The sequence below is a fragment of the Vreelandella neptunia genome, from assembly GCF_034479615.1.
GTDB classification, from domain to species: Bacteria; Pseudomonadota; Gammaproteobacteria; order Pseudomonadales; family Halomonadaceae; genus Vreelandella; species Vreelandella neptunia.
The window spans coordinates 202205-223229 of record NZ_CP140255.1; the positions used below are offsets into that span (position 1 = coordinate 202205).

General features: G+C 56.7%; 19 protein-coding genes. 16 read left to right on the forward strand and 3 right to left on the reverse strand.

The annotated features are described in order from the left end of the window. The 3 genes from rpmA (at position 1) to proB (ending at position 2990) form a co-directional block, all read left to right on the forward strand. Entirely contained in the window at positions 1-258 is a 258-nt protein-coding gene (gene rpmA / locus SR894_RS01025) for a 50S ribosomal protein L27 (RefSeq protein WP_008957069.1), read from the forward strand. 222 nt (positions 259-480) lie between these two features. Continuing rightward, on the forward strand, positions 481-1668 hold the full coding sequence (gene cgtA, locus SR894_RS01030; protein ID WP_035582832.1) for an Obg family GTPase CgtA: 1188 nt from the start codon (positions 481-483) through the stop codon (positions 1666-1668). 182 nt (positions 1669-1850) lie between these two features. Then, a complete protein-coding gene (gene proB / locus SR894_RS01035) occupies positions 1851-2990 on the forward strand; it encodes a glutamate 5-kinase (protein WP_133731641.1) in 1140 nt (379 codons plus the stop codon). A gap of 19 nt (positions 2991-3009) precedes the next feature. On the opposite strand, the gene SR894_RS01040 is transcribed toward proB, so the two are convergent. Both SR894_RS01040 and SR894_RS01045 read right to left on the reverse strand, forming a co-directional pair. Then, complete coding sequence (locus SR894_RS01040; RefSeq protein WP_133731640.1) at positions 3010-4023, reverse strand: DUF1853 family protein; 1014 nt, start codon at positions 4021-4023, stop codon at positions 3010-3012. Positions 4024-4143: 120 nt separating this feature from the next. Then, the gene (locus SR894_RS01045; protein WP_133731639.1) at positions 4144-4623 is read right to left on the reverse strand and encodes a PepSY domain-containing protein; all 480 of its coding nucleotides are present in this window, start codon (positions 4621-4623) and stop codon (positions 4144-4146) included. A 174-nt stretch (positions 4624-4797) separates the two neighbouring features. Between SR894_RS01045 and SR894_RS01050 the strand changes: the two genes are divergently transcribed. The 13 genes from SR894_RS01050 to SR894_RS01110 all read left to right on the forward strand — a co-directional run bounded on the left by SR894_RS01050 (position 4798) and on the right by SR894_RS01110 (position 20322). Further along, entirely contained in the window at positions 4798-5157 is a 360-nt protein-coding gene (locus SR894_RS01050; RefSeq protein ID WP_022520757.1) for a PepSY domain-containing protein, read from the forward strand. Between the two features lie 37 nt (positions 5158-5194). Further along, positions 5195-5869 carry a response regulator transcription factor gene (locus tag SR894_RS01055; protein ID WP_133731638.1) on the forward strand — a complete coding sequence of 225 codons (675 nt, stop codon included), beginning with the start codon at positions 5195-5197 and terminating at the stop codon, positions 5867-5869. After that, positions 5866-7254 carry a sensor histidine kinase gene (locus SR894_RS01060; protein ID WP_133731637.1) on the forward strand — a complete coding sequence of 463 codons (1389 nt, stop codon included), beginning with the start codon at positions 5866-5868 and terminating at the stop codon, positions 7252-7254. Before SR894_RS01055 ends, SR894_RS01060 begins: the two co-directional genes overlap by 4 nt. A 19-nt stretch (positions 7255-7273) precedes the next feature. Further along, positions 7274-9193, forward strand: coding sequence for an alkaline phosphatase D family protein (locus SR894_RS01065; RefSeq protein ID WP_133731636.1), 1920 nt, complete (start codon positions 7274-7276; stop codon positions 9191-9193). Positions 9194-9341: 148 nt separating this feature from the next. Then, positions 9342-11099 (forward strand): EAL domain-containing protein, encoded by a 1758-nt coding sequence (locus tag SR894_RS01070; RefSeq protein WP_133731635.1) that lies wholly within the window; start codon positions 9342-9344, stop codon positions 11097-11099. A gap of 103 nt (positions 11100-11202) precedes the next feature. Continuing rightward, positions 11203-12168: a phosphate/phosphite/phosphonate ABC transporter substrate-binding protein gene (gene phnD / locus SR894_RS01075; protein WP_133731634.1), complete on the forward strand. Its 966-nt coding sequence runs from the start codon at positions 11203-11205 to the stop codon at positions 12166-12168. A 77-nt stretch (positions 12169-12245) separates the two neighbouring features. Beyond that, on the forward strand, positions 12246-13106 hold the full coding sequence (phnC, locus tag SR894_RS01080; RefSeq protein WP_133731633.1) for a phosphonate ABC transporter ATP-binding protein: 861 nt from the start codon (positions 12246-12248) through the stop codon (positions 13104-13106). Next, complete coding sequence (gene phnE, locus SR894_RS01085) at positions 13103-13921, forward strand: phosphonate ABC transporter, permease protein PhnE (protein ID WP_133731632.1); 819 nt, start codon at positions 13103-13105, stop codon at positions 13919-13921. Before phnC ends, phnE (SR894_RS01085) begins: the two co-directional genes overlap by 4 nt. A 61-nt stretch (positions 13922-13982) precedes the next feature. After that, positions 13983-14798, forward strand: coding sequence for a phosphonate ABC transporter, permease protein PhnE (phnE, locus tag SR894_RS01090; protein ID WP_133731631.1), 816 nt, complete (start codon positions 13983-13985; stop codon positions 14796-14798). 34 nt (positions 14799-14832) lie between these two features. Further along, complete coding sequence (locus SR894_RS01095) at positions 14833-15462, forward strand: histidine phosphatase family protein (protein WP_223288614.1); 630 nt, start codon at positions 14833-14835, stop codon at positions 15460-15462. Positions 15463-15527: 65 nt separating this feature from the next. Then, entirely contained in the window at positions 15528-16040 is a 513-nt protein-coding gene (locus SR894_RS01100; RefSeq protein ID WP_133731629.1) for a C40 family peptidase, read from the forward strand. Positions 16041-16284: 244 nt separating this feature from the next. Further along, positions 16285-18237, forward strand: coding sequence for a methyl-accepting chemotaxis protein (locus SR894_RS01105; protein ID WP_133731628.1), 1953 nt, complete (start codon positions 16285-16287; stop codon positions 18235-18237). Positions 18238-18603: 366 nt separating this feature from the next. Continuing rightward, on the forward strand, positions 18604-20322 hold the full coding sequence (locus SR894_RS01110; RefSeq protein ID WP_227406295.1) for a putative bifunctional diguanylate cyclase/phosphodiesterase: 1719 nt from the start codon (positions 18604-18606) through the stop codon (positions 20320-20322). On the opposite strand, the gene SR894_RS01115 is transcribed toward SR894_RS01110, so the two are convergent. Beyond that, on the reverse strand, positions 20319-20960 hold the full coding sequence (locus tag SR894_RS01115) for a putative metalloprotease CJM1_0395 family protein (protein WP_133731626.1): 642 nt from the start codon (positions 20958-20960) through the stop codon (positions 20319-20321). The genes SR894_RS01110 and SR894_RS01115 overlap by 4 nt on opposite strands. Positions 20961-21025: the final 65 nt, after the last annotated feature.

Below are 21025 nucleotides of genomic sequence, written 5' to 3' on the forward strand. Positions count from 1 at the left end.
ATGGCACATAAAAAGGCAGCCGGCTCCACGCGTAACGGTCGCGATTCCGAGTCCAAACGCTTAGGTGTAAAACTCTTCGGTGGCCAAGCGGCGACTGCGGGTAACATCATCGTGCGTCAGCGCGGCACGCGTTTCCACGCGGGCACAGGCGTAGGCCTTGGTCGTGACCACACACTGTTCGCACTGAGCGACGGTTTTGTGAAGTTTGAGACCAAAGGCCCGAAAAACCGCAAGTTCGTTAGCATCGTTTCTGCCTAAACGGCTAGAGCTATGCTCGCGGTTGCGAGAAAAAAGGCCCCGCTATGGCGGGGCTTTTTTGTCGGTTAAATCTCTTTTCCAATACGCTTTACCACGATGCCTTTATCGCCATATCTATATCACGATGTATTTATCATTATGCTGGTGGCGATAAAGGGTTGGGAAAAGAGTTGGGAAAACAGCAGTGCATATTAGGGCGGCGGAAGCGGCCGGGAGAATCCAATGCAGTTCGTCGATGAAGCCTCGATTATTGTTGAGGCGGGCAAAGGCGGCAATGGCTGTCTGAGCTTTCGCCGCGAAAAATATGTGCCCAGGGGCGGTCCTGATGGGGGCGATGGCGGTCATGGTGGTAGCGTTTACCTCATTGGTGACGATGCCCTTAACACCTTGATCGATTTTAAATTCCAGCGCTTCTATAAAGCCCAAAACGGGCAGGGCGGCATGGGCCGTCAAATGAGCGGCAAGGCCGGTGAAGACCTGCACGTCAAAGTGCCGGTGGGCACCACGGTAATTGATGAAGACACCCTGGAAGTCATCGCCGATGTGACCGAAATTGGTCAGGTGGTGCTGGTAGGCGAAGGTGGTCGGCGTGGATTGGGTAACATCCACTTTAAATCATCTACCAACCGCGCACCGCGTCGGACGACACCAGGCACCGACGGTGACCGCCGCAATTTGCGCCTGGAAATGAAAGTAATGGCCGATGTAGGCCTGCTGGGTATGCCCAACGCGGGTAAATCGACGCTGATTCGCTCGGTGTCTGCCGCCAAGCCCAAGGTCGCCAACTACCCGTTCACCACCTTAGTGCCCAACTTGGGCGTGGTGAAACTGGGGATGCACGAGCACTTCGTGATGGCCGACGTACCGGGCTTGATCGAAGGGGCCTCTGAAGGCGCCGGGTTGGGGCTTCGTTTTTTGAAGCACCTAACCCGCACGCGGCTGCTGTTCCATGTGGTCGATGTGGCACCGTTTGATGAGTCTGATCCGGTGGAAGCAGCCAAGGCGATTGTGCACGAGTTGGGTCAGTTCTCTCCGGCGCTTTCTGAGCGGCCGCGCTGGCTGGTGCTGAACAAGTTTGACCTGCTGCCGGAAGATGAGCGTGAAGAGCGCGCCCAGAAGATTATTCAGGCGCTGAACTGGGAAGGCCCGGTGTTCCGCATTTCGGCGATCAGCAGCGACGGCACCGATAAGCTGGTTCAGGCGGCTTACCGCTGGTTGACCGAGCAGCGTCGCCTTGAGAACGAAGATGAAGAGGCGCTGGCCCGTGAAGAAGAGATGCGTCGCCGCATGGAAGAAGAGTCGGTTGCGCGTACCGAAGACCGTTTGGGTCGTCGGCGTAAGCGCGACGATGAAGATGACGAAGATTTCGACGACGATGATTACGACGTTGAAGTCGAATACGCCCCTTAGTGGTATTGAGCGGGTGTATTCGGTAGTCAGCTAAATTCGGTAGTATGCAAAAAGGGGCTGCGTTCGCGCGGCCCCTTTTATGGGCGTCTGATTAAGTTGCACGTGTCTGATTTAGTAGTGAGTATCTGATTTAGTGATGAGTGCCTGATGTAAGTTGTTAGCGTCTGATTGAGGTGGGTCGCATGGAAAGTAACGAGCAAATCCTGGGCCGCAGCGCGCTAAGCCGTGCACGGCGGGTCGTGGTGAAGATTGGCAGTGCGCTGCTGACTAACGATGGTCGCGGCCTGGACGAACCCGCAATCGGTGGCTGGGTGGATCAAATTGCCGCCTTGCACCAGCAGGGGATAGAGGTGGTGCTGGTCTCTTCCGGCGCCGTGGCGGCTGGCATGGTGCGTCTTGGCTGGCAGGTGCGCCCCAGCGCCGTGCATGAGCTACAGGCGGCTGCGGCGGTAGGCCAAAATGGCCTGACCCAATGTTATGAGCAGCACTTTGCCCGCCACGACATGCTCACCGCGCAGATTCTGCTTACCCATGACGACCTTTCCAACCGCAAGCGCTACCTGAATGCGCTCTCAGCGCTGCGTACGCTGGTAGAGATGCGCGTAGTGCCGGTCATCAATGAAAACGACACCGTGGTCACCGATGAGATTCGCTTTGGCGACAACGACACCCTTGGAGCGCTGGTTGCAAACCTACTGGAAGCGGATGCGCTGCTGATTTTGACCGACCAGGAAGGCCTGTTTGACGCCGATCCACGCCACAATCCAAACGCCCAGATGATTGGCGAAGGACGGGCCGACGACCCACGCTTAGCCGCCGTAGCAGGCAGTGGCGGTGCACTGGGGCGGGGTGGTATGAGTACCAAGGTGCGCGCGGCGCAGTTGGCGGCGCGCTCCGGGGCGGTCACAGTGATTGCCAGTGGCCGCCAGCCCGACGTCATCAACCGAATCATGTCGGGGGAGGCTCTCGGCACGCTGCTGCGTCCTGACCAAGTGCCCATGGCGGCACGCAAGCGCTGGTTGGCGGGTCAGCTGCAGGTGCGTGGCACGCTGGTGCTGGATGCGGGGGCGGTCAAGGTATTGCGCGATAAAGGCTCAAGCCTACTGGCAGTGGGCGTGCGCGACGTACAGGGCGGCTTTAAGCGCGGCGATATGGTGGTGTGCGTGGATGAGCAGGGTGCGCCAGTGGCCAAAGGTTTGGTCAACTATGGTGCTGACGAGGCCCGTAAATTGGCGGGCCAGCCCAGCCACCAGATCGAAGCCATCCTCGGTTACGTGGAAGCCCATGAACTGATCCATCGCGATAACCTTGTCGTTATATAAAGGCTTCCTCTGATCGTTCTTAGTCTCGCATGCGGGGCGGTAGCGGCACTTGCCTGGGCCAGTCATCGGGAACCAAAAATAGCCGCTCGTAGCGTTGTTCGTTGTACTCCCGCTCTGAGAAACACAGCATCACTTGCTGGGGTGAGCGCCAGGCGTGAACCTTTTCGATAATAGCGGGCAACTGCTCCGCCGCAGGGCGAAAAGCGCTGAGGGGCGGCGGTGCCAGCCAGTGAGGTTTTTCCAACCACGCCATGCGCGACATGGTGGGAAACTGGGCTGCTAGCGCAGGCCAGTCACGTAAGTAGCACCAGGTACCTCGGCGATGGTCTGCCGTGGCGCCCTCCGGCGCTGGCATGTCGGCGTGCCAGGGGTAGTAAAGTACGCCGGTTATTGCTAACCGCTGGGTTAACTGTTCACCTAAACGCAGATCATAAACACCCAGATCCCGTGGCGTTAGCCAATGGGTAAGTGTTTCCAGCGCGGGCGCCGTGGTGGAAAGGGGGAGCTGATGACGTCGCAGGTGAGAGCACTTAAGCGCCAGGCTGTCTAACCCGCCGGGGCCAATCCAGCGGCTTTGGCTATTGGCTGCCCCAGGCCCTTCAGGCAGCCCCAGGTAGAACTTAATAGCGACTTCTAAATGTATCGGTGCCGGGTTGTCGCAGGTTCTGTACAGCATATCCAGCTCGCCCAGGGTGTTGCGCTGGCGGGTGATGCGCACGTTACGGGCGAGCAGCCGTGTATTGGGTGCATGATCTAACAGCGTATGCCACAGACGTTCGTGGTAATGGCCCATGCGCGTTGCGCGGCTGCCGTTCAAGGCGGCTAACGGCGGTCGGCCAAGCTTACGTAGCCAGGGTAGTAGCGCGTTCTCCAGCCCTAACTCCTTAATGGTAGGTCGCCCTCCACAGGGAATCGGCGGAGGAAGCTCCACAAGATCAGGCGTGGCGACCAGCCAGGCCAAGTCTCTTAGCACTGACACCGTGTTGCCGAGTTCTACATTTTCCAGCGCGCCGTCAACGCCTTCGTTCAGCACGGATATCTCCTCAGCAACCTGGTAAGGTCAGCACTATCACTTTAGCGACATGTTTGGGCAGCCTAACATAAACGCAGCGGGCTCCCCGTAGGGAGCCCGCAAAGCGATTAGCTAAAAATATTAATCGCGGTCAATTTGGGTAACTTCGGAAGAGCCCTGACGCACGCTGATTTCTAGTTCGCGGCCATTTTCGCCACGGCCTTCGATATCGATGATGCCGCTTTTACCAATATCGAGAGATTCAAATTCGACCATACCTTCCTGGCTGGCTACGTCTAACGCTTGGCGGATATCATCTTCGCTCATGCCCCAAGCACCGGTAATCAGGCGCTCACGTTGCTCTTGCAGTGTTTCACCGTTATCGAGTGAAAATTCCACGTCGGCGTACCACTCATCGTCCAACCAGCCTTCTACTTCTGCGCGGCCACGGCTTTCAATGCTAATTTCTTCGTAGTGGCTGAAACCGTAGTCATTGGCGTGGGTCAATACGTCATCAATGCGATCCATCGGCAGCGAATCGTCGGCCTGCACACTCCCAGCAGCAACGGCAAGCAGCAGAGCAGAGGTCGGGATCAGCAGCATTTTTTTCATGGTGTTCATAGCAAATTCCTTCTTTACGTATCTGTACGAGAATCTCTGTACGTCAATGTTTATACAACAGTGAATAAACGGCATTCAGCGAATGCGACAGTGAATTTATACCACCCCGATACTTTCCTTAAGCTGACAAACCTGTTCATCTAACGTTCATGTTGCCTTTGGCATGCTGACCCTATGAGTAAAATCCTCCGCCACTTTAAAAAGCTACTGCGCAGCGTCCCTCGCCGCAACGTCACTGGGTTAGCCTTGGTGCTGTTGCTGGCGGGTAGCGCAGTGGGTGACCAGCATTGGGAGTCGCTACACGGTGAAGTGCGCCGCGGTGAGGTCGTGCCTCTCGACACTATTTTGGACTGGCTGGAAGCGCACTATATTGGGGAAGTGCTGGAGGTTGAGGTGGAGCGTGAAGGGGGCTATGTCGAGTATGAGATCAAATTGCTCGGCCCCCAGGGCCAAGTTGTCGAGTTCGAGTTTGATGGTCATAACGGCCAATTGATGGCCATTGAGGGGGTGCGTATCAATGATATGCGCCGCTAGCCTGTTGATGTCACTTGCCAAAAAGGGTAGTTAGCCGATGAAGTGTTTGTTGGTAGAGGACGACCAGGCGCTGGCTCGCGAGCTTAGCCAAGCGCTGCGCGACGGCGACTGGCTTGTTGAGCATGCGGCTAACGGTCAGGATGCCGATTTTCTGGTGCGCACGGAAGCCTATGACACGCTGATTCTGGATGTCGGACTACCCGATGGCGATGGCACCCGCTGGCTTTCGGCATGGCGGGAAGATGGCATCGACCTACCGGTGCTTATTCTTACTGCCCGAGAGCGCTGGGCAGATAAAGCCGCGGGGTTTACTGCTGGGGCGGATGACTACGTCACCAAGCCGTTCGAGTCAGCGGAAGTCCTGTTTCGCCTGCGCGCCCTGGTGCGCCGCAGCCACGGCCATGCCCATCCGGTTCTGAAAGTGGGGGAGCTGAGTTTGGATACCCACACCCAACACGTTACCTTGGCAGGGCGGCCTGTGGGATTAACCGCCCAGGAAACTCGGCTGCTGGGCTATTTAATGCACGCCGCACCGCGGGTTGTGAGCCGCACCGAGCTCTCGGAGCACGTTTACGATCGCGACCACGAGCCGGACTCTAATGTGATTGATGTTCAAGTCAGCCGCCTGCGCCGTAAGTTGGGTAGTTGGCGAATTGCCACCCTGCGGGGCCAGGGCTACCGACTACTGTCAGAAGAGCCCGCCACCGAATGAGTCAACCCAGCACGACGTGGCGTGAACAATGGTCAAGGCGTTGGGCTAAGCGCTCTATCAGCCTGCGGCTATTGCTGGCCGTGCTAGTGATGATAGGGCTGGCGCTGCCTATCGCTGGCATGCTGCTTTCCCACCACTACCGCGCCGCCGCAACTCAAGCCTTTGACGAGCGCCTGGGGGCCACCCTCAACGTCATTATCGCAGGCGTTACCTATGACCCCATCGAGCAGCAGCTCGTCCACGACCGGGCGCTGGGTGACCCGCGTTTTGAGACTGTCTATTCCGGCTGGTATTGGCAAATCACCGATGGCGAGGAAAACACCCTGGCCTCGCGTTCGCTGTGGGATCAGCGCCTGCCGGTGATCGATAGCGACATCCTTAGCGCCCGCTCGATACCCGGCCCCCGGGGGCAATCGCTGCGCGTGGTAGAGCGTGATATCTATCTGTCGCCATTAGAAGCACCGCTACATATTAGCGTCGCCGCCCGGGATGATGTGTTGGCCCGCGATATTGGCGAATTTCAACGCCTGCTGTGGGGCGGTTTAGTGGGCTTAGGCGTGCTGCTACTCGGCGTGTTGGCGCTGCAAGTACGCTGGGGGCTAGCGCCGCTACGCCGCATGCACGCCAACCTGCATGAGGTGGAGCAGGGGAGCGCTGAACAGTTAGATACCCGCTTGCCTGATGAGTTGGCGACGCTTGCAGCCTCAATGAACGCGGTGCTGGCTCGCGACCAGCGCTTGATCGAGCGTGGCCGCCATACCGCGGGCAACCTGGCCCATGCGCTGAAAACCCCGCTGAGCGTGATGCGTCTGCAGCTACGCCAACTGCCGGAAGCGAACCGTGCCGCCTGGGAGGTTGAGCTAGAACGCGTGGATAGCGCGGTACGTCATCACCTGGCACGGGCATCGGCAGCGGGCGAAGGCGTTCGCTTTGCGCCCATTGATTTGCACGCCACCCTGGCACCGCTGCTCAATGGGCTGGCTAGGCTCGCCCAGCGGCGTGGCATTGAGCTGCGCCAAACCTGGGCGAGTGAGATTAATGTGCATATGGATGGCCAGGATATCCAAGAGCTGGTGGGTAACCTAATGGATAACGCGCTACGCTGGGCGCATAGCGATGTGCAGCTACAGGTAGCGATGCACGAGCAGCAGTTAACCTTAACCGTTAGCGATGATGGCCCCGGTATGTCCGAAGCCGAGTGTCAGCAGGCGGTACAGCGCGGTAAGCGGTTGGACGAACAGCGCTCGGGCAGTGGCTTGGGTTTGGCCATTGTGACTGACCTTGTCACCCTGTACAGCGGCCATATGCACCTTAGTCGCGCCAGCACTGGCGGATTGAAAGTGGTGGTGGAGCTGCCCGTCGTCGCGCGTAATCGTCGCGCGTAACTAATGGAGACCGCACCGAATGAATCGCACAGATACGCTGCCCGATATAGTCGCCGGCCCCCTGTTAAGACGCATCAGCACTACCCGTCTGGTGCTTTGGCTTGTCGCTACCCGGCCGCTGAACATGGCCTTGGTACTGCGCCCAGGGCGCACCGATAGCCAGTCGATCAGCTTAGCGCACCATCAGCAGTGCATCCCCATTGGCCAGCGGGCCTTTATCTACCTAATTGATTGTGAGCTTGAGTCAGCGCTGCCCTGCGACGAGCGCATCGAGTACGACCTGCAGGTGGAAACCCAGCAGGGCGAGTGGCGTTCTTTGCCTGAGTGGGCGCCGTGGCTGTGTTATGACGGCGCCGCCTATCCCGCCTTTGTGATTGCCTCGCGCCATCACCGCCTGATGCATGGCTCCTGCCGCAAGCCCCATCACGACAGTGCCGATGGTCTGGTGCGCGCCGACAGTTGGCTTGCTGAGCAGCAGTCAGCCCCCACCGAGTGGCCCGCTTGGCTGCTGATGACCGGTGATCAGGTGTACGCCGACGATGTGGCCGGGCCGATGCTACGCGCCGTGCATGCGCTGATTGAGCGGCTAGGGCTGGTGGATGAGTGGCTGGAAGGCGCGACTGTCGACGATAGTCAGGCGCTCTACCGCTCGCCGGATAGCTACTACCGGCGTGCGGAGCTGCTGCCGGATGTGACCAGCAACGCGGCCCTGCGCGAGCGCTTCTTTGGCGGTGTCAAAAAGCCGGTGTTTACCTCGGCGAATGCCCATAACCACCTGATGACGCTGGCTGAAATGCTCGCCATGTACTGCCTGGTGTGGTCGCCGGTGCCCTGGCAAGTGATTGCCCCTGAAGCGCCCGCCCTTGATGAAAAAGACGCCGAACTCTATCGTCAGGAGAAGGCGGTGATCGATACCTTCGCTGAAGGTTTGCCCCAGTGCGCGCGGGTAATGGCGCACCTGCCCAGCCTGATGATCTTCGATGACCACGACGTTACCGACGACTGGAACCTAACTGCCGACTGGGAGCGCGCCGCCTACGGCCATCCGTTCTCTAAGCGTATTATCGGTAACGCCTTGGTGGCCTATCTGCTCTGCCAAGCCTGGGGTAACGATCCGGATAAATTGAACCCATTAGTCCATCATGCCTCGACCCTGCTGGGTGAGGGCGACCAACCGCTAGCCTGCGCTGAACAGGATGGGTTGATTGAGCGGCTTTTGCGCTTTCAGGGCTGGGAGTTTCAGGTGCCTGGCACCCCCGCACTGATAGTGCTGGATACCCGCACCCGGCGCTGGCGCAGTGAGCGTAGCCCGCACCGGCCTTCAGGCTTGATGGACTGGGAGGCGCTAATGGAGATGCAGCAGGCGCTCATGGGGGCCAAAAGTGCGGTGATTGTCTCTCCCGCGCCGATGTTCGGCGTCAAGTTGATAGAGGGAATTCAAAAGCTGTTTACCCTCGCCGGTAAGCCGTTGGTGGTGGATGCCGAAAACTGGATGGCCCACCGTGGGGCAGCCAATACGCTGCTGCAGATTTGGCGGCACTCCAAAACCCCGGGCAACTACGTGATTTTATCGGGTGACGTGCATTACTCGTTTGTCTACGACATTGTGGTGCGCCATCAGCGCCGTTCTCCCCACCTGTGGCAGATCACCTCCAGCGGGATCAAAAACACCTTTCCCAAAAACCTGCTCAATACCTTTGACCGGCTCAATCGCTGGCTCTACGCGCCGTGGTCGCCGCTTAATTGGTTCACCAAGCGCCGCAAGCTAAGCGTTAACCCCCGCGATCCTAATCGCGCCAGCGCTGGTGAACGGCTTTGGAACGCCAGTGGTATTGGTTTAGTGACGCTTGATGAGAAGGGCCACCCTATCGATATCCGCCAGCTCGACGCTGACGGTAGTGAGGTGGTCTTTCCGCCGCGGGAGAAGCCGCTCACTTGAGCGCCAACTGGCTGACGTCACTGATGTTTGTCATGATAGCGTCACAAAAATGACGCACGCTTGCAGCTTATTAACAACCTCCAGGGAAGGTGACAGATCACAGGCACCACCGCTGGTTATTAGGGTGGCAGAATAGGGCAGCAGGCAAATGACCGCACAAGAAGCGCAGTGGCTTAACCAAATTATTGCGTCAGAAGAGCTACACGTGCTCTTTCAGCCCATTGTGGACGCCAGTCAGCAGGCGATTTATGGCTACGAAGCACTGATTCGCGGGCCGAAAACGTCGCCGCTGCACTCGCCGTTACGGCTGTTTGATGTAGCCACCCAGGCCGGGCTACTGGTGGAGTTAGATATTCTCTGCCGACGTCTGGCTATTCGTCGCTTTGCAGAGCTTGAGCTGCCCGGTTTGCTGTTTCTTAACGTAATGCCACTGACTATCGTTGAGCGTGATTTTCGCGAAGGCTTAACGCTTGGCTTTATTCGTGACAGCGGCTTGCCCCCGGAGCGGGTGGTGATCGAGCTCACTGAACACGTGCCAATCCATGACTACGAGCTAATGCGTCAGGCGGTGGATCACTACCGCACCATGGGCTTTCAGGTAGCGCTGGATGATCTTGGTGCGGGCCACTCAAGCCTGCGCCACTGGTCAGAGCTGCGCCCCGATTTCGTTAAGCTCGACCGGCACTTTATCTCCGGCATTGACCAGGATCCTGCCAAGCGAGAATTCCTGCGCTCGATTCTCGACGTGGCGCGTAGCCTGGACTGCCAGGTCATTGCCGAAGGGGTGGAGACCGCCGCTGAGCATCTTTGCTTGTGGGAACTCGACCGCGGCCTTGCGCTGCTGCAAGGCTTCTATTTCGCCCGCCCCAGCCAGCAGCCGCCTTTAGAGCTCAACATGCTGCTACCGGCGACCACTCACTTAAAAAGTCCCGCCGGCCGCACCGCACGCTCGATTTTGCGGGCGACCGATCCCATAACGACAGATTGCGCAGTGCCTTATCTCTCCGATCGATTTCGCCAACAGCCCAGCTTGCGCTGTGTGGCCGTGCTGGAAAACGGTAAACCCGTGGCGGTGGTGCGCCGCAATGCGTTTTTAACCCTGTTTACCAATCCCTATAGCCATGCGCTGTATGCCAAGCGCCGCGTACTGGACGTTGCGGATGCACGCATGTTGGTGGCCGAAGCGGATACCCCGCTTGAGATTTTGAGTCAGAAGTTGACCGATAGTCGGGATATTGAGCAAGAGGACTTTGTCATCGTTAACGCTAACGGTGACTACCTGGGGATGGGCAATATCGTTGACCTGTTGCGTGAGATTACTGCGATTCAGGTGCGCCAAGCGCGACATGCCAACCCGCTTACCGGCCTGCCGGGCAATATTCTGATTAATGAAACCCTGGCCAGCTACTTGGCTGCCGAGCGGGGATTTGCCGCCGCCTACGTCGATTTAGATAACTTTAAAGCCTTTAACGATGCCTATGGGTACGCCCGAGGCGATCACATCATTATTTCACTGTCGCGGCTACTGCAGGCGCAGGTAGAGAACGCCGGGGGCTTTATTGGTCATATTGGCGGTGATGATTTTATGATGTTGCTGCCGCTTGAGCACTGGGAAAGTGTTTGTCAGCAAATTCTGCACTCATTCGAGGTGATGGCGCCGGGCTTCTATGAAGAGTCTGATCGCCTTCAGGGCGGTATTTATATCGAAAACCGACAAAATAGGCTGACGTTTTTCCCTTTTGTTAGCGTCTCGATTGCGGTGAAACCCATTCCCAATACAACCAGCTGTCAATCGCTGGATATTGCTGGCGAACTTTCCGAGCTGAAGCACCAAGCCAAAAAAATCCCTGGCAACAGTTTGTTTGTAGAGCGCCGCGGTCACGAAGCCTCTCCATCTGTACATTAATGTCCTTCGCCAAAACGTCACGAAGTGGTCACATAAGTGCCCCATTTCTGTCACTTGAAGCCGTCAGGATGTCGTCATCTTCTAATAACGCTACAGGTGACCCATGCAGACATTATCTCTCTCCCGCACGTTAATCAGCGCCGCCGTTGCTAGCGCCTTCGCCCTGGCTGCGGTGAACGCTTCTGCGGATCTGTCGTCGCGCTATGTGGATAACGATGGCGATATGGTCGCCGATGTTCCCAGCGATGAGTCTCAGTGGGTGGATCCGGATACCTTGGTGTTTGCCTATACCCCGGTTGAAGACCCAGCGGTTTACGCTGACGTCTGGTCTGACTTTTTGGATCACCTGAGCGACGCCACCGGCAAAAAAGTGCAGTTCTTCCCGGTGCAGTCCAACGCTGCCCAGCAGGAAGCGCTGCGCGCTGGCCGTCTCCACGTAGCCGGTTTCAATACCGGCGGCGTACCGGTCGCGGTTAACTGCGGTGGTTTCCGCCCCTTCGCCATGATGGCCGCTGAAGATGGCAGTTTTGGCTATGAGATGGAGATCATTACCTACCCAGGAAGCGGCATTGAAGCCGTTGAAGACTTGCAGGGTCGCCAGCTAGCGTTTACCTCCGAGACCTCAAACTCTGGCTTCCGCGCTCCCTCGGCGCTGCTGCGCTCTGAGTACGGTATGGAAGCGGGCGAAGATTTTGAGACCGCATTCTCTGGCTCCCACGATAACTCTATTCTTGGCGTCGTCAACGAAGATTACGACGCGGCGGCGATTGCTAACTCTGTAGGCAAGCGGATGATTTCCCGCGGTGTGGTGAACGAAGGTGATTACGACATCATCTACACCTCACAAACCTTCCCCACCACCGCTTACGGGCTGGCGAATAACCTGAATCCGGAACTTGCCGAGAAAATTCAGGATGCGTTCTTCAGCTACGACTGGGAAGGCACTGCCCTCGAGTCAGAATTCGCCAACTCCGGCGAAGCACAGTTTATTCCGATTACTTATCAGGAAAACTGGGAAGTTATTCGCACCATCGCTGACGCCAACGGCGTGACCTACGACTGCGATTAATCTCTAAGCAGTACCCCAATACGATCGGCCAGGAGGGCAACCTTCTGGCCGAACCGCTATGTAGATGAGGCACTTCCATGTTGACACTCACCGGCGTTGGCAAACGTTACCCTACCGGGGATCGAGCGCTGACGGATATTGAACTCACGCTGCCCAAAGGCCAAGTGATGGCGCTGATTGGCCCCTCTGGCGCGGGTAAAAGCACGCTAATTCGCTGTGTTAACCGGCTGGTTGAGCCTACCCAGGGCAGCATTCGTCTGGACGGCACGGAGCTGACGAAGCTCTCGGGGCATAAGCTGCGTCACGCCCGCCGCTCCATGGGCATGATTTTCCAAGAGTATGCGCTGGTAGACCGCTTAACCGTGATGGAGAACGTACTGTCGGGTCAGCTCGGTTATGTGGGCTTTTGGCGCAGCTTCCTGCGCCGCTACCCGCAGGAGGCCGTGATTGAAGCCTTCCGTCTATTGGAGCGAGTGGGGCTGCCGCATGCCATTGATAAACGCGCCGATGCCCTGTCTGGCGGCCAACGCCAACGGGTGGGTATCGCCAGGGCGCTCCTGCAAAGTCCCAAACTGTTGCTGGTGGATGAACCTACCGCCAGCCTTGACCCAAAAACTTCCCGGCAAATCATGCGCTTGATTCGTGAGCTATGCGCAGAGCGCGAATTGGCGGCGATCATCAATATTCACGACGTAGCGCTGGCCCAGCAGTTTGCTGACCGCATTGTCGGCCTGCGGGCGGGTGAAATCGTCTTTGATGGCCTTCCCAGCGAACTCACCAGCGAGATCCTTACCACGATTTACGGTGAAGAGGATTGGGATACCACGCCTGAACCAATGGACGATGAAGTCAGCGGTGATGAGGCGACTAACACTGCTGCGATTAATCCTCCCTACGCGCGGGTGATGTCGACCATTGAAGCGGGAGCGGCACGATGAACGAGCAGGCACGCCAGCAGGCGGCGCAGCGCGGTCAGTGGCGGCGACTACCGCTAATTGAGAGTCCCCGCTTGCGCTGGGGGCTCGCCATCGGCGCAGTGGTGTATCTGTTTTTAGCGCTTGCCTCGGTCGAGGTGAACTGGGCGCGGGTGGCGGAAGGCGCGGGCCGAGCGGTTAATTTTTTAGGCGCCTTTATGCAGCCCGACTTTGTCAGCCGCTACGACGATATCGTCGCGGGCTTGCTGGAAAGCTTGACTATGACGCTCACCTCCACGGTACTGGGTGTGCTACTGGCGATACCCGTGGGCTTAGGGGCAGCGCGAAATATTTCACCACTGCCGATCTACTTTGTGTGTCGCGGGATTATCGCCGTTTCACGTACGTTCCAGGAGATCATCATCGCCATTCTGTTTGTGGTGATGTTCGGCTTTGGGCCCTTTGCGGGCATGATCACCCTGGCATTTGCGACGATTGGCTTTATGGCCAAGCTGCTGGCGGAAGATATCGAGGACTTGGATTGGCGGCAGGTAGAAGCGGTGCGCGCCACGGGCGCCAGTTGGTGGCAAACCATGAATCACGCCGTGCAGCCCCAGGTCATGCCGCGTTTGATTGGGCTTTCCATGTACCGTTTGGATATCAACTTCCGTGAGTCCTCGGTGATTGGCATCGTCGGTGCAGGCGGTATTGGCGCCACGCTGAATACCTCGCTGAGCCGCTATGAGTACGATACCTCTGCGGCGATTCTGCTGATTATCATCGCCATCGTGCTGCTGTGCGAGTACAGCTCAAGCCACGTTCGCCGCTGGACTCAGTAAACGCTGATTCAGTAACTGCTGGATCCGTAATTTCTGGCCCCTTAATTTGTCGAGAGTTTAAATGCCTGTTTCCACTACACCCCAGGGGCAGCCGGTTTGGCGGCGGCGCACTAGTCGCGCTCAATGGTTGCAGTACCTGGCTTGGCTGGCAGGTGTCAGCCTATTTCTGCTCTGCTGGAAGATAATTTCCGACAACACCATGTGGGTGTTTGTGGAAGATGCCGGTCGCCAGGGAGCAGACCTGATCAGCCGCATGACCCCTCCTGAATGGGGCTACGCCAATGTGCTCTGGAAGCCCATGTGGGACACCATCAATATCGCTACTTTGGGCACCGCGTTAGGGATTATGATGGCGTTTCCGGTGGCATTTTTAGCCGCCCGTAACACGACGCCGCACCCGCTGGTGCGAAGTTTGGCGCTGATGGTGATCGTCTCATCGCGCTCCATTAACTCGCTGATTTGGGCGATGCTGCTGGTCACCATTCTTGGCCCCGGCGTACTGGCGGGGATTATTGCCATTGCCCTGCGCTCCATCGGCTTTGTGGGCAAGCTGCTTTACGAAGCGATTGAAGAGATCCATCCCACACCCGTTGAAGCGATTAGCGCTACCGGCGCGAGCCGACTGCAGGTGATGAACTACGGTGTGCTGCCCCAGGTGATGCCCGCATTCGCGGGGATTAGCGTTTACCGCTGGGACATTAATATTCGTGAGTCGACGGTGTTGGGCTTGGTCGGGGCAGGTGGTATTGGTCTGCAGTTGAATGCCTCGATCAATAGCCTCGCCTGGGATCAAGTTAGCGTCATCTTTATTATGATTTTCGCCACCGTGCTGGTGTCGGAGTGGATCTCTGCCCGCGTGCGTCACGCAATTATCTAAACTGCAAGCTGCCTAAATCGGCGAGGTTACCCCTATGCGCTTTCCTGAAGCCGAGCTAACAACGATAGATTTACTGCGCCACGGTGAGCCGGTGGGTGGGCGTATGCTCCGCGGCTCCACCGACCATCCGCTGAGTGAAAACGGCTGGCAGCAGGTGACCGATGCCGTCATGCGACAGACGGTCGACGGACATTTGCCCTACGATGCGATCGTGACCTCGCCGTTAACACGCTGCCGTGAATTTGCCCTATGGCTGGGGGAAGAGTTTGATCTGCCCGTTCAGGTGGAGGACGATTTCGCTGAACTGCACTTGGGGCGGTGGGAAGGCAAAACCCACGTCCAGGTGTTTGCCGAAGAGGGCACCGAGCGTATGAGTGCGTTTTGGTTCGATCCTGCCGCGGTGTCTCCCCCTGGCGGCGAAACCCTGCAAGCTTTTGACGCGCGATTGGCCGAGGCCTGGCAGCAGCTGTTAAGTAATCCGCCTGGTAAGCATGTGCTGGTAGTGGCGCATCTATTTGTCTGCAATGGCCTGCTGCGCCAGGTAATCGAGCAGCCACTTTCGCGGGTACTGGCAATGGATTTACCTTACGCGGCAATTAGCCGGGTGCGTCATGAGCGCCATGCGCTGGGTGAAACCAGCTTTGTCGAGTGGATTGGACGTTAACTATTGGCGGCTAGGCATGCTTTGCGCCATCATGAAGGCACGTTGGTTTATCGGAGCGGCTGTCCATGAGATTGGTTCGCCTGTGGTCTCTACCTTGCGGATTGGCCCCCTCTGGAAGGTGGCTGCTTACCTGCCTGTTACTACTGGCACTAGCGGGTTGTGCCAGCCGCGATCTTACCCCCATTGAGGCACCCCCTAACCGCGCAGGACTCTCTATGGAGCGTGCGCTGATTCTCTCCCATGCCCAGCAGGCCATTGGCACACCGTATCGCTTTGGGGGAAATACGCCGGATGGTCTGGACTGCTCTGGCTTGGTGGAAATGACCTACCGGGCGGCGGGTATTCGCGTTCCGCGTACCGCTGATGAGCAGTTTCGCGCCTTGCCCCAGGTGAAATCCCCTCGCCCTGGCGATCTGCTTTTCTTTGGCGACCGTCGCAAAGCGACCCACGTAGGGATTTATCGTGGCAACGGCCAAATGATTCATGCGCCTGGCAATGGCCGCGCGGTAGTCAGCGTGCCGTTAGAGATCGATTACTGGCAGGCGCGCTTTTTGGGCGCCGCCAGCCCAGCGCCTTAAGGGTCGCTTAACTCCGCCGCTTGTTAGGCCGGAAAATCCGTCAGGCTTTATGACTTGAATCAATATAGAGTTCCTCACACGCCCTATACTCGCGCCGCTTTGTCATTAATTTATCTATTGAAATTAAACATATTTAACTACATGACAAAGTGCGGCAGACTTAGCTAAACGCATCAGTTGATGCGGATAATAATAATTGGGCACGCCGCTTACCCCAACGACGCTATCTGTTTGAGGCTAAGCCATGAAAACTATCATTAACCGCATGTCGATGCGGTTTAAATTTGCCTGTGTGTTGGTGCTTCCCTTGCTTGCCCTGGCCTGGTTTGCTGCACAAGGCATTATGGAACGTTTGACCACCCTGCAGGAGTTTGATCGTCTGCACGCCATGACCCAATTAGCTCAACGCGCCGGTGATACCGTTCACCAAATGCAGCTTGAGCGCGGAATGACCGCTGGCTTTCTGGGCAGCGAAGGTAATGCCTTTGGCGACCAGCTTAAACAGCAGCGTCCCAACACCGACGCCGCTGTCCAGACTTTCCAAACTCAGCGTAATGCCTTGGATCCAGCGCTGTTAACGCCTGCTGTCCAGCAACGACTCAACGAAATTGACGACCAGTGGCAGCGCCAGGCAGCCTTACGCAAGCGTGTCGATGACCTGGATATTGCGATGGGTGATGCGTTAAGCCACTACACCGGCATCAACGGTCAACTAATGGCCTTTGTGGGTACGCTGTCGCATCTCACCAGCGAAGGCGGTATTGCTCGCCAGTTAAGTGCCTACTACCAGTTGCTGGAAGCCAAAGACTTAGCGGGGATTGAGCGGGCGCTGCTTTCTAATGCCTTCGCCAGTGACGGCATGCCTGACGCTACACTGCGCCGTTTCTTGTCCTTGTTGGGCGAGGAACAGGCATTCTTGGCTAGCTTCCGCCTGTTGGCTGGAGAAGAAAGCCGCGACCAGCTTGACCAGGCGTTAAGCGGTGCAGAGATTGAACGCCTCTTGGCTCGCCGAGAATTGGCGATCAGTCAAGCGCAAACAGGCGGTTATGGGGTCGACCCAGAGCAGTGGTTCGAGTGGCAAACGGTAAAAATTGCGCGCCTCAAGGCCTTAGAAAACCACGTTGCTGATACGGTGGTGGCCCAAACCGTTGGACTTCGCGAATCAGCTCAACAGGCTCTTTGGCAGTATGCGGTAATTGCCCTCGTGGCCAGCTTGATGGCGATTATTGCTGCTGTATTGATCGTACGTGCCATTACTCAGTCGCTTAACCAGGCGCTAACCAGTATCGCGACCCGGGGTAGCGATTTAACGCAGCGCTTGGTAGTGCCGGGTAGCGATGAGTTATCACAACTATATCAGGCGTTTAATGAATCGTCGGAAGTTACCGAAGCGCTGGTGGCTGACGTTAAGCGCAATGCGCAGTCGGTAGCGGTGGCCAGCAATCAGATGGCGCAGGGTAATCAAGACCTTGCCCAGCGAACCGAAGAGCAGTCCGCCTCGCTGGTGCAAACCGCGTCGAGTATGGAGCAGATCACCGCCACGGTGCGCCAGAGTGCTGAAAACGCGCAGCAAGCCCAGCAGATGACGGGTGATGTGGCTCAAGAGGCAAAAGAAGCCACCGCCGTCGCTTCTCAAGCCCAAACAGCCATGCAGCTTATCCTGCAAGCCAATGAGCAGGTAACTAGCATTGTGGCGACCATCGATAACATCGCTTTCCAAACCAATTTATTAGCGCTTAATGCCTCGGTTGAAGCGGCGAGAGCCGGTGAGCATGGGCGCGGTTTTGCAGTGGTCGCCGACGAAGTGCGCAAATTGGCTAGTCGTAGTGCCCAGGAGGCCAGCCAGATTCGTCAATTGATCGATAATAACGTGGCAAAAATTTCAGAAGGCGAAAGTCTGGTGACTACCACAAACGAAACCTTGGGACGGATTGCTCAACGGGTAGGGCAAATGGCAAGTCTGATGGATGAAATGGCGTCGGCTACCCATGAACAGTCGGCAGGGATTGAGCAAATTAACCGTGCCATGGCCCAGTTGGAAGATGTAACCCAGCAAAATGCTGCATTGGTTGAGGAAATGGCCGCGGCGAGCCGCTCCCTTGATGATCAGGCAGACGACATGACCAGCAAAGTGAGTGATTATCTGGTGCGCGATATTGAGCCGGCCGCAAGCCGTTTAACCATGTCCTACGCATAGCGTTAAAGCCTTGATAGGGTGGGCACGCTTAACTTTTTGCATTGGCAGCCGATAATGCACTTTAGTATTGCAACGCCCTCGCGCCGGAATAGGGTGTTAATATACAGCAGCGTTAATATACCTATGCAGGAGTAGGTGTGAGATATCAAAGTAGTGCGGGGGCGTCCTAGGGTGTCCGCCGTGCTATCTTCATCATCGCATTATTTGTACTTGAACAGCCCTATATAACGGCGAACCTATATGGCGATGTCTCTATAACAATGACGAGGAGAGCAAAGACGTATGCACGAATCCTTGAAGTTATCGAAGGAGCAGTCTTTGTCTCAACAGCCCTCCCTGACAACATCAATTCCCCGCTTGAACACGATGCCAACAGCGCCTAAGCGCTATACAGCGTCACCTGCTGAATCGGTATTTTGCTACGCCAACGAAGCGATCATTATTACCGATGCGGAAAACCGGGTAGTGGAGGTTAACCCTGCTTTTTGTGAGTTAACGGGGATCACCCAGGGAGATGTGCAGGGCAAAACGCCAGAAGCGTTCAGTATTTTACCGCTGGATGATAGCCGAACCACGCGGTTGATGCGGGAAGAGCTGCAGTTGCGTGACCGTAGCAAAAGCCAGGTTAGCTATCGTAGCCATGATGGCCAGTTTTATCCGGGCATGATGTCGATTAATCGCGTGCGCAATGAGCAAGGTGAGATCGATCACCATGTGATTGTGCTTGCTGACCTTTCGGCCATTCCAGCCCATGCCCGCCACCTTAATCGAGAAGTCTATTTCGATGCCCTAACGGGGCTGCCCAATCTGCAGCTACTGACACAATTGATTCAAGAGTCCATGCAGCATGCAGAAACCAAACAGCTACCCTTGGCGGTGTGCTCGCTGGATATCGACTTCTTCAAAAATATTAATGACCGGCTGGGTTCCACCGTGGGCGATGCGCTGCTTTCCTCTTTTTCGCAGCGGATAAGCCATCTGCTGTTCGGGGATGATGTGTTGGCTCGGGTGGGGGGCGATGAGTTTGTGCTGTTACTCCATCATGGTGTCGACGACGATTTTTTTGAGAAGTTGTTAGCCTCCATTCGCCAACCGCTGATGATTGACGGGCAGAGCATTCACCTGACGGCAAGCTTGGGAGTAACGCTCTATCCGAATGATCAGGTTCAGGGCGACCTGCTGTTACGCCATGCCAATCAGGCGATGTACCGTGCTAAACAGCGGGGCCGCGATACCTTTCACTTGTTTGACCCTAACCATGACCGCTTACTACAGGTGCGCCATGAGCAGCGTCAGCGCTTTATTGATGCGCTCAATAACAATGAACTGCGCCTTTATTACCAGCCCCAGGTCGATATGCGCAGTGGCAAGGTGGTCGGTCTTGAGGCGCTGATTCGTTGGCAGCACCCTGAAGAGGGGCTGCTTGCACCTGGGCAGTTTTTACCCATTATCGATACCACACCGTTAGAAGTGGAGCTTGGTGAATGGGTCATTGAACGAGCGCTGCGCCAGTTGAGTGAGTGGCAAGTTCAAGGCATTGCGCTACCGATCAATGTGAATATAAGCCCAACGCATCTGTTAGTGAGTGACTTTAGCCAGCGGTTGGGCGAGCTATTGGCAAGCTACCCTGATGTCCCCCCAGCAATGCTCAAACTCGAAGTGTTGGAGAGTGCGGCGATGCACGATATCGAGGCCGCGCTGCAAAACATGTCGCGCTGCCAGTCGCTGGGAGTCAGTTTTGCGATTGATGATTTTGGCACCGGGTTTTCGTCTTTAACCCACCTGCGGCAGCTACCGGTATGTCTGATTAAAATCGATCAGAGCTTTGTCCGCGATATGCTTAGCGACCAGGACGATATGGCGATTGTGGAAAGTGTCATTTACATGGCTAATCGCTTTAAGCGACCCATGCTGGCAGAGGGTGTAGAAACCTTAGAGCATGCCAAAGCCTTGATAGCACTAGGCTGCGATTTAGCTCAAGGCTATGGTATTGGACGGCCGATGCCCGCAGAGGCATTACCTAACTGGTTAGCGAATTGGCCTAGCCGTGAAGAGTGGAGTTCACTTGCCCTAGTGGACAATTAGGCGGCTTGTTCCTCTAAAGATTGCTCGCCAGCGGCTGATTCATCTGCAGAGGCTGTTACCGCGGCACCGTCACTGCGAGCTTGCTCCATTTCACTGCGCTGCATGGAGGCTTCAAGCTTGGCTTCCAACAGGTACTGGCGCGCTTGGGCGGCCACTTGGTGGTCTTTTGGTGAGGGATCCGCAGGTGCCATGGCAGCGGCGATCACGGTCTGCATTTTTTCAATTGTGGCTTGGGGGTCATTGGGCACCGGACCGTAATCGATCGGTACCTCCCCCGCAACCGCATACCGCTTGCCATCGGGGCCAACTTCATACTCATAGCTGGCGCCGCCAGTATAGGCACCGCCCACTGTTTGGTGGGCCATTTCATGTTGGCGAACTTCGCGATCGGTCTGTTTAAGCTGATCTAGTAGCTGAATCTCTTCCGGCGCCATGGGCGTGCCGTCTGCCCGTTTGGGGCCAGCCTCGGCGCTGCTGCTCTCTTCGCTCGCGCTCGTCGTTTTAGGGTCGTCTGTAGACGCCGTATCTTCTTCAAGTGCACGGCCTTTTGCTGTTTGCTCAACGCGCGGGGACATTGTATTCGCTGAAGGATATGTCCAGGCAGCATAAGAAACGGTGCTAATGGAAGAAACGGCCATAGGTCATTACCGACTAAGTACGAGTTGGGATACCATGAAGTATTAGCGAGCGATACCGACAGTGC